The organism is Hydrogenophaga sp., from assembly GCF_011772445.1.
GTDB lineage: Bacteria > Pseudomonadota > Gammaproteobacteria > Burkholderiales > Burkholderiaceae_C > Hydrogenophaga.
This window is the reverse complement of sequence record NZ_WVZN01000042.1, coordinates 56,129-68,253: the sequence shown is the minus strand read 5'-3', so window position 1 is coordinate 68,253 and position 12,125 is coordinate 56,129. Positions and strand designations below refer to the sequence as shown.

At 69.5% G+C, this 12,125-nt stretch carries 13 protein-coding genes; all 13 read right to left on the bottom strand.

What is annotated here, in order from left to right; all coding sequences use genetic code 11:
• Positions 1 to 98: 98 nt before the first annotated feature.
• Positions 99 to 1,682: a PAS domain-containing methyl-accepting chemotaxis protein gene (locus GTO19_RS16760; protein WP_291018835.1), complete on the bottom strand. Its 1,584-nt coding sequence runs from the start codon at positions 1,680 to 1,682 to the stop codon at positions 99 to 101.
• A 127-nt stretch (positions 1,683 to 1,809) separates the two neighbouring features.
• The gene (locus GTO19_RS16755; RefSeq protein WP_291018832.1) at positions 1,810 to 2,100 is read right to left on the bottom strand and encodes a copper-binding protein; all 291 of its coding nucleotides are present in this window, start codon (positions 2,098 to 2,100) and stop codon (positions 1,810 to 1,812) included.
• Between the two features lie 50 nt (positions 2,101 to 2,150).
• Positions 2,151 to 3,626, bottom strand: a complete 1,476-nt coding sequence (locus tag GTO19_RS16750) for a hypothetical protein (RefSeq protein WP_291018830.1) — start codon at positions 3,624 to 3,626, stop codon at positions 2,151 to 2,153.
• Positions 3,627 to 3,773: 147 nt separating this feature from the next.
• Entirely contained in the window at positions 3,774 to 4,250 is a 477-nt protein-coding gene (locus GTO19_RS16745; protein ID WP_291018829.1) for a DUF411 domain-containing protein, read from the bottom strand.
• Positions 4,247 to 4,750 (bottom strand): cupredoxin family protein, encoded by a 504-nt coding sequence (locus tag GTO19_RS16740; RefSeq protein WP_291018828.1) that lies wholly within the window; start codon positions 4,748 to 4,750, stop codon positions 4,247 to 4,249. The genes GTO19_RS16745 and GTO19_RS16740 overlap by 4 nt, the downstream gene beginning before the upstream one ends.
• Positions 4,751 to 4,770: 20 nt before the next feature.
• Entirely contained in the window at positions 4,771 to 6,165 is a 1,395-nt protein-coding gene (locus GTO19_RS16735; RefSeq protein WP_291018826.1) for a copper oxidase, read from the bottom strand.
• A 9-nt stretch (positions 6,166 to 6,174) separates the two neighbouring features.
• Entirely contained in the window at positions 6,175 to 7,527 is a 1,353-nt protein-coding gene (locus GTO19_RS16730; RefSeq protein WP_291018824.1) for a hypothetical protein, read from the bottom strand.
• Positions 7,528 to 7,605: 78 nt separating this feature from the next.
• Positions 7,606 to 8,007, bottom strand: coding sequence for a hypothetical protein (locus GTO19_RS16725; RefSeq protein ID WP_291018823.1), 402 nt, complete (start codon positions 8,005 to 8,007; stop codon positions 7,606 to 7,608).
• A 40-nt stretch (positions 8,008 to 8,047) separates the two neighbouring features.
• Entirely contained in the window at positions 8,048 to 8,773 is a 726-nt protein-coding gene (locus GTO19_RS16720; protein WP_291018821.1) for a thioredoxin family protein, read from the bottom strand.
• 103 nt (positions 8,774 to 8,876) lie between these two features.
• The gene (locus GTO19_RS16715) at positions 8,877 to 9,152 is read right to left on the bottom strand and encodes a hypothetical protein (protein WP_291018819.1); all 276 of its coding nucleotides are present in this window, start codon (positions 9,150 to 9,152) and stop codon (positions 8,877 to 8,879) included.
• A gap of 5 nt (positions 9,153 to 9,157) precedes the next feature.
• A complete protein-coding gene (locus tag GTO19_RS16710) occupies positions 9,158 to 10,180 on the bottom strand; it encodes a glycerophosphodiester phosphodiesterase (RefSeq protein ID WP_291018817.1) in 1,023 nt (340 codons plus the stop codon).
• A 78-nt stretch (positions 10,181 to 10,258) separates the two neighbouring features.
• On the bottom strand, positions 10,259 to 11,008 hold the full coding sequence (locus GTO19_RS16705; RefSeq protein ID WP_291018815.1) for an amino acid ABC transporter ATP-binding protein: 750 nt from the start codon (positions 11,006 to 11,008) through the stop codon (positions 10,259 to 10,261).
• Positions 11,009 to 11,017: 9 nt separating this feature from the next.
• Entirely contained in the window at positions 11,018 to 12,121 is a 1,104-nt protein-coding gene (locus GTO19_RS16700; RefSeq protein ID WP_291018813.1) for an amino acid ABC transporter permease, read from the bottom strand.
• Positions 12,122 to 12,125 lie beyond the last annotated feature (4 nt).

Sequence of the window (12,125 nt, the reverse complement as noted above, 5' to 3'; positions counted from 1 at the left end):
GGGCTGAGACGAAACGCCACGGCGGCGCCGTGAAACGACGCCGGCACGGCGCGAACGGCGGAGCCCGTTGAAGGCACCGCTGGCCGGCGACCGGGCCCTCAGTCCCCGGCGCTGCCGCGCGGGTGCAGGCGGAACACCCGCACCGCCTGGTGCATCACCTCGGCCTGCGATTGCAGCGAACTCGCGGCCGCCGCGAGTTGCTCGACCATGGCGGCGTTCTGCTGCGTGACCGCATCGAGCTGGCCCACGGCCTGGTTGATCTGCCCGATGCCGCTGGACTGCTCGCGCGTGGCGTGCGTGATGTCGCCGATGAGCGCGTTGACCTGCTCCACCGCGCCCACCACCTGGCTCATCGTCTGGCCGGTGCCGTGGACCAGTTCGCTGCCGCGACGGACCTTGTCGGACGAGTCCTCGATCAGGGCCTTGATCTCGCGGGCCGCGTCCAGCGTGCGCTGCGCGAGGCGGCGCACCTCGGCCGCCACCACGGCGAAGCCACGCCCCTGCTCACCCGCGCGCGCCGCTTCCACCGCCGCGTTGAGCGCCAGGATGTTGGTCTGGAACGAGATGCCGTCGATGACCTGGATGATTTCGCCGATGCGCGACGAGCTGTGGCTGATCTCGCCCATGGTGGTGATGACCTGCGCCATGGCGCTGTTGCCGTCGCGCGCGACGCTGGCCGCGCGCTGCGCGAGCTCGGTGGCCTCCTGCGCGGTGCTGGCGCTTTGCGCCACGGTGCCGTTCATCTGTTCCATGGACGCCGCCGTTTGCTGCAGGTTGCTGGCCTGGGCCTCGGTGCGCGAGGAGAGGTCCTGATTGCCGCTGGCGATCTGGTGGCTGGCGACCTGCACGCCCTCGAGCTCATGGCGCACGTCGGCCACCACCGCCTGCAGGTTCACGTTGAGCTGGTTCAGGGCCGCGGCGAGTTCGCCGAACTCGGCCGGGCCGCGCATCGCCAGGCGCGCGGTGAGGTCGCCCGCGGCCATGGTGTTGGCGAAGCGCACCGCTTGCGCCAGCGGGTGCACGGTCTGGCGGCGAAGGGCCCAGGCGGCGAGCAGAGCCGCCGCCAGCAGGGGCACCGCCAGGGCGACCTGGGCCGTGGTGCCCAGGCGCGCACCCATCCCGCCCAGCGCCAGGCCGGCCAGCGCCAGCGCCACGCAAACCCCGCCGATGGCGCGGCCCAGGCTGGGCCGCAGTGCGCGGCGCAGCCACCCGGCCAGACCTTGGTGCACCACCTGGCCACGCCGCAGGCCCACCGTCGACTGGCCGCGCTCGCGCTCGTCGCGCATGCGCGCATACAGCGCCTCGGCCGCCTGCACCTGCTCGCGCGTGGGCTTGGTGCGCACGGACATGTAGCCCACGGTCTGTCCGTTCTGCACGATGGGCGTGGCATTGGCCATCACCCAGTAGTGGTCGCCGTTCTTGCGGCGGTTCTTCACGGGGGCCGACCAGGGCGAGCCGCTGCGCAGCGTGTCCCACATGTCGCGAAAGGCCTCGGGGGGCATGTCGGGGTGTCGCACGATGTTGTGCGGCTGGCCCATCAGCTCGTCGCGGTCGAAGCCGCTGACCGCGACGAAGGCGGGGTTGCAGTAGGTGATGTGGCTCTGCAGATCGGTGGTGGAGACCAGGGTCACGCCATCCGGGATGACGTATTCCTGTTGGGAGACTGACAGGTTGGAGCGCATGGATTGGTGGTGAGGAGAGGCGGCGCCTGGTTCGGCCGCCGCGCCCACGTGCTATCGGCCTCTGCTCGCCGATATGTAGCGCCGCATTCGTGCCCGGCGCCGTTTCGGGCGCCGGGTTTGATGCAGATCAAGGTTTCACGGCTTCGATCGACAGCACGGTGTAGGTGCCGTTGATCTGGTCGGCCGTGAAGCGCACCTTGTCGCCGGCCTTGATGTTGGCCAGCAACGCGGGCTCCTTCACCTTGAACACCATCGTCATGGGCGGCATGTCCAGGTTCTTGATCTCGCCGTGCTTGAGGGTGATTTCCTGGCCGGCGGGGTTGATGCGGCGGACCTCGCCGTCGGCGGGCGTGGGTTCGGCGGCCAGGGCGCTGGCCGTGGCGAAGGCCAGCACGGCAACCAGGTGCAGTCGGTTCATCCAATCTCCAGTCCGGGGCAGTTCCCCATTGATGTCGGGTGTGATGGCAGTCAGACCGGGATGACGGTCTTGAGTTCGTCGCCGGTTGGACGGGATGCGCCGCTCGGCAGGGGGGAGGCGGTTGAACCCTCGCTTGGCGCCGTCTGCTTCGCAGCGTTCTCACGAGCGGGCCGTGGCCTCTTGAAGCCACCGATTTGCCAGTGCACCTTGTCCTTTTCCTCCACGTTTCCGATCTGGGTCAACATCTCCCGCACGTAGTCGTCATGGGTGAAGCCACCCGCGGGTGGCGATTTCAGAGCCATCGCGTCGAGCACCTTGCCCACCAGCGTCATCGCCGCTTCGAAGGCTGATTTGCCGTAGTAGAGGCGGGCATCGAGCCCCAGCAGAACCATCATCAACAGGGTGATGGCCGCCGATACGCACTCGGCATGTTCGTAGATGCCGGCGCCGACGCCGATGGCTTGCACCCGGTGTTTTGGCGCGGTGGCCCTGGCGTGCAGCTTGGCGGCTTTGCCCACGCTCGTGGCCATGTCGCGCAGGTCCTCCAAACGGTACACAAGGTCGTTGTCCCTGACGCGCGTGCGCATGTCGGTAAACGAATAGAACAGCGCGTTGACCACCGGGCCTTCCTTCTTCAGCAGGCTGGCCTCTGCGCTGAACTGTTCCGCACTGCCGTGAAATACGCTGGTGCTGTAGTTGGGTGGGAGCACGTGGCCGTCCCCGTCCTTTTTCTCCGTCGGTTTTCGAGTGGAGTGCACGTCACTCGCCAGCGTGGCCAGGGGCACCACGTTTGTCACCAGAACCGGCGTGATTTCCATCAGGTTGCCGCTGCCCGGCACCTTGAAGCGTGTCTTGAAGCCCTCGCCATAAATGGCAATGAACAGCGCCGGGATCTGCATGAAGGCCTGTTCTTCCTGCCCCCAGCAGGGGCTGATGAGCTTGAGCGCGCCGCCCCCGCCTTCCGGTGCCCCTGCCACCACGATGCAGTCGCCCGGGGCAGGTTGGTCGAGCGGATTTCTCCTGGGGTCGTCGGATCCGGCGTACTGCAGATACCCGCCGCGTGAGTAGGCATTCAGCGCGCTTGCAGGTGGCACGTGGGGGACGCGCTCCATCAGGAAGTCGCCCGAGCCTGGTTCATAGCTGTGCACTTCGATGCAGGTGTTCGCGGCGTCCGGATGGGTGTGGAGGTACTCATCCATCAGGCCGACCGCTCGCTCGAGCAGTGCTGCGCGATTGCGCTTGGACTCTGGCGTGACGATGTGACGGTACTGGGGCTTCTCTTCCCATTGGTACGTTTCCCAGTGGTCGGCACGGTGCCGGAGTTCTCGCGCCACCTCCAGTATCTTCACTCGGGTTTCTGGCCAGGCCTCCTTCAGTTGCTTGCTGAACAGGGTTTGAATGAAGTCCTGCGCGGCGTGAACCTCCCAAGCCTCGGGTGGCTGGATTTGCGCTTCAGGCTTGAGCTGCGGAATCTTCGTGAAATGTGCGACGTCACATCCGACGCCGAGCAGGCCAAGTCGTCTCATGGGTGCTTCTCCATTCAAAAGCAGCCTCCGTTGCAAACGAGCGGCGCGCGTTCCGGCAACGTGCCGCTCAGACTAGGTCGTCGGAGGTAGAGCGTCGGTATTCGCCCGCTCGCGGCGGTCGGGATCCGTGAGGTGCCAGGCGCCCGCTCACCTGCGCCTGAAGTACGACTGGAGCACCCGCGCCGTGCCATCGCGCTGCACCAGCAGCACGTCGTACGGGTCCTGGCGGCCGCCGTAGACGGGGTCGTCCATGCCCGGGCTGCCCACGGGCATGCCGGGCACCGCCAGGCCCAGGGCCGGGGGTTTCTCCGTGAGCAGCCGGCGGATCTCGCGCGCGTTCACGTGGCCTTCGATCACGTACCCACCGATGAGCCCGGTGTGGCACGAGGCGTAGCGCTCGGGCAGGCCCAGGCGGCGGCGCATGGCCGTGTTGCCCGTGTCGTGCACCTGCACGGTGAAGCCATCGGCCTGCAGGTAGGCGACCCAGTCCTTGCAGCAGCCGCAGTTGGGGTCTTTCCAGACCTGCAGCACGGGCAGCGGTGCCTTGGCCTGCGCCACGGCCCGGGCCGGCAGCGCCAGCGTGGCGCCAGTCAGCAGCAGTTGTCGTCGGTTCATGGTGTTCATCCTTTGCGTGGCAGCACGCGGATCGTGCCGCGCATGCCAGCCTCGAAGTGGCCGGCGATCAGACAGGCGAATTCGAATTCGCCCGCGCGGTTGAAGTGCCAGACCAGGTCGCCCTGCCGGCCCGGCGGTACGTGCGCCATGTAGGGCTCTTCGTGCTGCATGCCGGGGTGCTTCTTCATGAGTTCGGCGTGCGCCTGCAGTTCCGTGCGCGTGCCGAGCACGATCTCGTGCATCAACGCGCCGGCGTTCACCGCGCGGATGCGCAGGGTTTCGCCCTCGCGGGCGTCGATGTGGTTGGGCGTGAGCTTCATGTCGTCGGTCATGCGGACGGTGACGGTGCGGCGCGCGTCCTTCGCGTCGCCGGCGATGCCCCAAGGCTTCTGTTCCTTCACCACGCCGCCGGGGCCGCCGTGGCCCCGGTGCGCGTCGCCATGCGCGCGCGCCAGAGGTAGGGTCAGCACCAGAGGCAGTGCAATCAGGGTGCGTCGTTGCGGGTTCATGGAGGTTTCCCTTCGATGGGTCAATGGTGGGCGTGGCCTGCGGGCTTGCGCGCGCTGGCCTTGGGTTGCGGCGCGGGGCCGGAAGGGCGGGTCGCGTCGCGCGGTGCCTCGGGCGCGCTTGCGGTCTCCACCAGGCGGGCCTGCGTGCCGGGTGGCTGGGCGTAGGGGCCGGGGTCGCTGTAGTCGCCGGGCTTCTGGTCGGCGCGCACCTTGAAGACGGTGAACATGCCGCCCATCTCGATGGGGCCATAGGGGCCGCTGCCGGTCATCATGGGGAAGGTGTTGGCGGGCAGTTCCATCTGCATCTCACCCATGTCGGCCATGCCGCGTTCGCCCATCACCATGTGGTCGGGCGCCGCGCGCTGCAGCGGTGCCACCAGGCCGCGGTGGTCGGCGCCGATCATGGTGGGCACGTCGTGCCCCATGGCGCCCATGGTGTGGTGGCTCTTGTGGCAGTGCATGGCCCAGTCGCCCGGCTCGTCGGCGATGAACTCGATCTGCCGCATCTGGCCCACGGCCACATCGGTGGTCACCTCCGGCCAGCGCGAGCCCCTGGGCGTGGGGCCGCCGTCGGTGCCCGTCACCTCGAACTCGATGCCGTGGATGTGGATGGGGTGGTTGGTCATGGTGAGGTTACCGATGCGCACGCGCACGCGCTCGCCCAGGCGCGCCACCAGCGGACTGATGGCGGGAAACACGCGGCTGTTCCAGCACCAGATGTTCTGCTCGAGCATGGTGTTGACCTGGGGCGTGCGGCTGCCGGGCGTGACGTCGAAGGCGTTGAGCAGGAAGCAGTAGTCGCGCTGCGCGTCCTCGATGAGCGGGTGCTTTTGCTTCGGGTGCGTGACCCAGAAGCCCATCATGCCCATGGCCATCTGCACCATCTCGTCGGCGTGCGGGTGGTACATGAAGGTGCCGGGCCGGCGCGCCACGAACTCGTAGACGAAGGTCTTGCCGACGGGGATCTGCGGCTGGTTGAGGCCGCCGACGCCGTCCATGCCATTGGGCAGGCGTTGGCCGTGCCAGTGGATGGTGGTGTGCTCGGGCAGGCGGTTGGTCACGTAGATCCGCACGCGATCGCCCTCGACCACCTCGATGGTGGGGCCCGGGCTTTGGCCGTTGTAGCCCCACATGTTCACGTGGAAGCCGGGCGCGACCTCGCGCACCACGGGCTCGGCCACCAGGTGGAACTCCTTGACGCCGTTGTTCATGCGCCAGGGCAGGGTCCAGCCGTTGAGCGTGACCACGGCTTGGTAGGGGCGGCCCGCGCCGGTCACGCCGGGCGGCGTCCAGGGGGCGGCCGTCTCGGCTGATGTCTGTTGCGGCGCCTCGGGCAGCGCGGCCAGGGCCACGCGGCTGACGCCAGCGGCGGCGACGGCGCTCGCAGCGCCGGCAAAAAAGTGTCGTCGTTGCATGGGGTGTCCTCAGTGGGGGGTGCCGTTGCCGCTGGTGGGGGCCTGGCCCGCGCCGCTCGGGCCGTCGATGGCGAAGCCGTCGCCGGCCAGCAGGGCTTGCCACGCGGCTTGCGCGCGCCAGTAGTCGCGGCGCGCCATCACGGCGGTGCGCAGGCCGGCGCTGCGTTCGCGGGCGCTGGCCAGCAGGGTCCAGGTGCTCTCCAGCATGCCGTTGACGCGCCGTTGCATGTCCTGTTGCAGCTCGTCGCTCAGGGGGGCAATGACCTGGTCCGCGTGCAGCGCCTGCGTGTGGCGCACGGCCAGTTGCGACCAGGCCAGGCGTGCCATGGCGCGGCGTTCACCGGCCATGCGCAGCAGCCGCGCGCGCTGTGTCTCGGCCTCCTGTGATCGCTGCTCGCGCAGCAGGCGCAGATCGTCCAGGTGCGGCGGCGTGGTACCGCCGCCGTCGGTGGCGGCCAGGGCCTGCAGCGCTGCGTCGCGCTGGCGCGTCCAGGCCTCCCAGCGGCCCTCGGGCAGGCCGGTGAAGAGCCGGGCGGCTTCGGCCCGTTCGATCGCCAGCCAGGGATCGCCCCGCAGCGCCGCGGCCTCGGGCGAGGCGTCGGGGGCTGGGGCGACCATTCGCTCGGGCGGGGCGGGCAGGGCATCGGGCAGGCGCTCGGCGAGCGCCTGGACCTCGGCCGCGCGCCACAAGCCCAGCAGGCCGGCCAGCCGCTCCAGCGCCGCCTGCGCGGCCAGGGTGGCGTCGCCCTGGGCGCGCCAGGCCTCGGCCTCGATGCGCTGCTCTTGCAGCAGCCGGGCGTGGGGCCAGTTGCCGGCCTGCACCATGCGCCGGCCGAGTTCGGTGCCGGTGCGCGCCGTGTCCAGTTCGTGCGCGCTCAATCGGGCCGAGGCGCGCAGCGCGACCGCGTCGATCCAGGCCTGCTGCAGCGTGCGCGCGTGGCCGGCGAAGGCCACCCGCACGCGCGCCTGTTCAAGCGGGTTCATGCCCGTGTGGGTGAACAGGTCCGGGCGCTCGCGCAGGGACATGTTCAAGGCCTCGGCCGGCATCAGGGGGAGGGCGGGCGCCGGGGCGGGCGGCGCTGGCGCGGGGGCTCGCGCGGCCTCCCAACGCAGCAGGTCCATGTGGCCGCGCGGAAACTCGGCCACGCGCCGGTTGGCCTCGCGCCAGCGTGCGAGCGCCTGGGCCAGGTCGGTGTCGGTCGGGGGCGCGTCCAGTTGCTGCGGTTCGGGCAGCGGCGGGGTATGGGCGGCCGGCGTTTCGCCGGGATCGGCGGCGCGCAAGGCCTCGGCGGGCGTGCCCGCCAGCAAGGGAGTGGCCGACAAGGCCACGCACAGCGGCAGCAGCCGCAAGCGGTGCTTCATGTTCATCTCCTGAGGGTTCGCGAACGGCGTGCGCGCGGCCCGGCAGGGCACACGCGGACGCACCACGGGTGCGAGCGCTCAGGCGATGGGGGGTTTGTGCTGTTGCCGCGGGGCCAGGCTGGCGAAGCGCTCGGCGCGCAGCACTTGAGGCCCGGGGGCCGCCTGCCCCCGCGGCGAATCGGCCGCGCTGGCCTGCAGTGCCGGGCCGTTGCAGAGGTCGCAGGCAAGGTGCTGGTGCCCGGCGTTGTTGTCGTGGGCGGCATCACCTTGCAGGTGGCGGTGATCGCCGTGGGCGGACTCGGCATGCGCCGCCCCGTCGTGGGCCGCGGCTGGCTCCGCGTGCGGGCAAGGCCCGGCGGCGCTGGACTGCTGGGCGGGATGGCCGCCGGGGGCTGCCAGCATGGACAGGGCCATGGCGTCGCCCACCCAGCCGCGCACGGGGAGCAGGGCAATCAGCAGGGCGATCCAGAGGGCGCGCATGGGTGTGGATGATAAGGAAAGCGCGTGCTAGGTTCCCGGCTCATGCAGGGCAGCTGAGCACCACCGCCTGAACGGGCCGGGTGAGCGTGGGGTCGGTTACCACGAAGGCGACGCGGTGCGGGCCCCGCAGCGGCAGGTGCCAGCGCTCGGTGTGCGGCTGAGCGTCGCGCCAGGGCATCACCGGCTGGTAGTGCGCCACCACGTGGTCGTGGCGCAGGTGCTCACCCGCGTTCTCGCCTGCGGTGACGCGGCTGCTCACCTCATCGAGCAGCACCGCCCAGTAGCCGGCCAGTTCGCCGTGGCCACCCGCCACCTCCGCCAGCAGATCGCCACCCTCGCGCCAGACGCGCAGCGCGGGCGCCGGGCCCGACGGCGTGGGCAGTTGCGCGGCCGACTGACCGCGCCAGCCGCGGTGGTCGCGGCCGTTGAGCACGACCTGCGGCGTGTAGACCTGGCGCGCGCCCAGGCGCTCGGCCAGGCGGTACTGGCGCGCGGTGGTGGCGGCCGTGGCGAACGGGTCGCGCCAGCCGAGGTGGTTCCAGTAGTTCACATGGAAGGACAGCGCCACCACCCCGTCGTGGCCACGCAGGCCGCTGAGCCAGCGATCGGCCGGCGGGCAGGAACTGCAGCCTTCCGAGGTGTAGAGCTCGACGATGGCCGGCGCCTGCGCGCCGCGTTGCGCCTCGCAGCGCAGGTCGGCAGCGGTAGCGACCCCGGCCATCGCAGCCAGCCCGGCGGTCAGGATGATGCGCTTGAGTGGGAACATGGCGGCCTCCGCAAAAAAGGGGTCGGTCGCGGCGGCGCCCGCGTGCCTTACGCCGGCCGCCCGGTGGCGCGACGGGCGGCTGACACGGGTTTCCGTGACGGGCTCAGGCGGCCGCCAGCCGCGCCTCTGCCTTGTCGATCCAGAACTGCAGGCTGTCGTGCAGTTCGCGCGAGCTGAAGGAACAGCTCTCGCCATCGAACAGCGCAGAGGACTCGAGGCGGTCGAGCAACTGGCCCAGCACCTCGCCAAAGCGCGGGGGCAGGGCGGCGATCAGTTCGCTCTGATTGCGCAGGCGCGCGCTGGCCTCGGCGGGCGAGAGGGTCGCGTTGCGCAGGCCGCCAAGTGCATCGGCCACGGGTTGCAGCAGTGGATGGGACATGTCGTTCAGTTCTGGCGGGCCGGCGCGGTGTCGACGGTCGGCGGCAGGCCCATGCCGCGCTGCTCCATCACGGCGCGCAGGCGCTCCGGGTGGTCGGTGATGATGCCATCGACGCCCCAATCGATCAGGCGCTCCATGTCGGGCACCTCGTTCACCGTCCAGGGGATCACGCGCAGGCCCTCTTCGCGCGCGCGCTCCACGAGCCTGCGGCTGATGTCGTTGAAGTTGGGCGACCACAGCCGGGCGCCGGCCGCCGCCAGCAGGGCCGGGGCATCTTTGAAATCCGCCTCGCGCAGGCCCGCGCTCCACACGCCGCTGTGCAGGTTGTTCGATCGGGGGCGCTGCACGCTCAGGAAAGCCAGCGGCATGTCGGGCGCCAGGCGCTGGCTGAGCTTGAGCAAGGTCCAGTCGAAGCTCTGCAGGTTGCAGCGCGCTGCCATGCCCCGGGCCTGGATGACGGCGAGCACGGCGCGCACGAAGGCCTCGGGCTCGGGCGATTCCTGCGGCCGTTCCGGGTTGCGCTTGAGTTCGATGTTGAAGCGAACGTGGTCGGCGCGCAGGCGGTTGACCAGGTCGAACACCGCCGCCAGCGTGGGGATGCGTTCGCCATCCGCGGCTTCCTGCAGCGGGAAGTCGCGCGCGTACCGGCTCGACGGGTTGATGCGGCCGATGTCGAAGGCGGCAATCTGGTCGAGCGTCAGCGTGTGAAAGGGCTGGCCGCGCGACTGCAACCAGCGCCCGCTCGGGTCGCGCGTGATGTCGGGGTTGGCCGTGGTGTCGTGCGAGACGATGGGCACTCCCTCGGCGCTGAGCACCACGTCCAGTTCCAGCGTGCTCACGCCGATGGCCAGCGCACGCTGGAAGCCGTGGAGCGTGTTCTCGGGCGCCAATGCACGGGCGCCGCGGTGGCCCTGCACGTCGAAGGCCAGGGCCGCGCCCGTGCACCACAGGGACAGGCCCAGGGCCGTGGTGCAACTCCAGCGCAGCCAGGTCAGTCGCCGGGCGGCGGGAAGGGCTTGCTGCGGCATGGCGGTCTCCTTGTCGGGCCTGCCAGGCGCAGGCTCCGTGTCGCGCGCATTGTGTCAGCGCGCGATGACCGCCTCAAGTCAATGGCCGAGGATCTTGGACAGGAAGTCCTTGCTGCGCTCGTTCTGCGGGTTGTTGAAGAACTCGGTGGGCGTGTTCTGCTCGACGATCTGGCCCTGGTCCATGAAGATGACGCGGTCGGCCACGGCCTTGGCGAAGCCCATCTCGTGCGTCACGCACAGCATGGTGATGCCCATGTTGGCCAGTTCGATCATGACGTCGAGCACCTCCTTGATCATCTCGGGGTCGAGCGCGGAGGTGGGCTCATCGAACAGCATGATCTTGGGCGTGAGGCACAGCGCGCGCGCAATGGCCACGCGCTGCTGCTGGCCACCCGAGAGCTGCAGCGGGTACTTGCTGGCCTGCTCGGCGATGCGCACGCGCTTCAACTGCTGCATGGCCCGCTCCTCGGCCTCCTTCTTGGGCATCTTGCCCACCCACATGGGCGAGAGCGTGAGGTTCTCGAGCACGGTGAGGTGCGGGAACAGGTTGAACTGCTGGAACACCATGCCCACGTTCTTGCGCACCTGGTCGATGGCCTTGATGTCGTCCTTGAGCTCGACGCCGTCGACCTCGATGACGCCCTGCTGGTGTTCCTCGAGCCGGTTGATGCAGCGAATGAGAGTGGACTTGCCCGAGCCCGAAGGGCCGCAGATCACGATGCGTTCGCCCTTGGCGACGCTGAGGTCGATGTCGCGCAGCACGTGGAAGTGATTGCCGTACCACTTGTTGACTTTGTCGAAACGGATGATGGCTTGTTGTTCGGTCATGTTCGGCTTTCAGCGCGCCTTGCTGGCGGCAAGCTGTTTTTCCACCCACAGGCTGTAGCGCGACATGGCGAAGCAGCCGGTGAAATAGATCAGCGTGATGAAGAAATAGGCCTCGAGCTTGAAGGGGCGCCACTGCACGTCGGAGTTCAGGGCCAGGGCGAGCGCACCGGTGAGCTCGTAGAGCGAGACGATGGTGACCAGCGAGGTGTCCTTGAACAGCGAAATGAAGGTGTTCATGATGCTGGGGACCACCATGGACACGGCCTGCGGCAGCACGATGAGCCGCTGCGTCTGCCAGTAGCCCAGGCCCAGGGAATCGGCCGCCTCGAACTGGCCTTTCGGCACGGCCTGCAGGCCGCCGCGCACCGTTTCGGCCATGTAGGCCGCAATGAACAGCGTGAGGCCCGCGACCACGCGCACCAGCACGTCCACCGTCACCCCGCGCGGCACGAACAGCGGGAACATGAACGAGGCCATGAACAGCACCGAAATCAGCGGCACGCCGCGGATGAGTTCGACGTAGAGCACGCTGATGGTGCGGATGGCGGGCAGCTTCGCGCGACGGCCCAGGGCCACCAGCACCGCGAGCGGGAAGGCGAGGAACAGCGACAGCACCGCCAGCATGAGGGTGAGCGGCAGGCCGCCCCACAGCTCGGTGCGCACGCTGGACAGGCCGAGCACGCCGCCGCCCATGAGAACGAAGAAGCCTGCCAGCGACGCCAGCCAGATCAGCGCCAGCCAGCGCGTCCAGAAGACGCGCATGCAACTGATCACGAGCGTGAAGACGATCAGCAGCGTGGCCAGCAGCGGGCGCCATTGCTCGTCGAACGGGTAGCGACCGAACAGGATGACGCGGTACTTCTCGGCGATCACGCCCCAGCAGGCGCCCACGCCGCGCGCAGCCTGACAGGCGTCGGCGTCGGGCCGGAACACGGCGCCGGCGATCACCCATTGCCACAGCTTCGGCACAGCCCACAGCAGCACCGCGCCGACGATGAGCGTGGCGAGCGTGGACTTCCAGTCGGCAAAGAGGTTGCGGCGCGCCCAGTTCAGCGCACCGGAGTGGCGCACCGGCGAGGGCCGGGGCGCGATGGGTTGGAACTGCGCGTTCATGGCG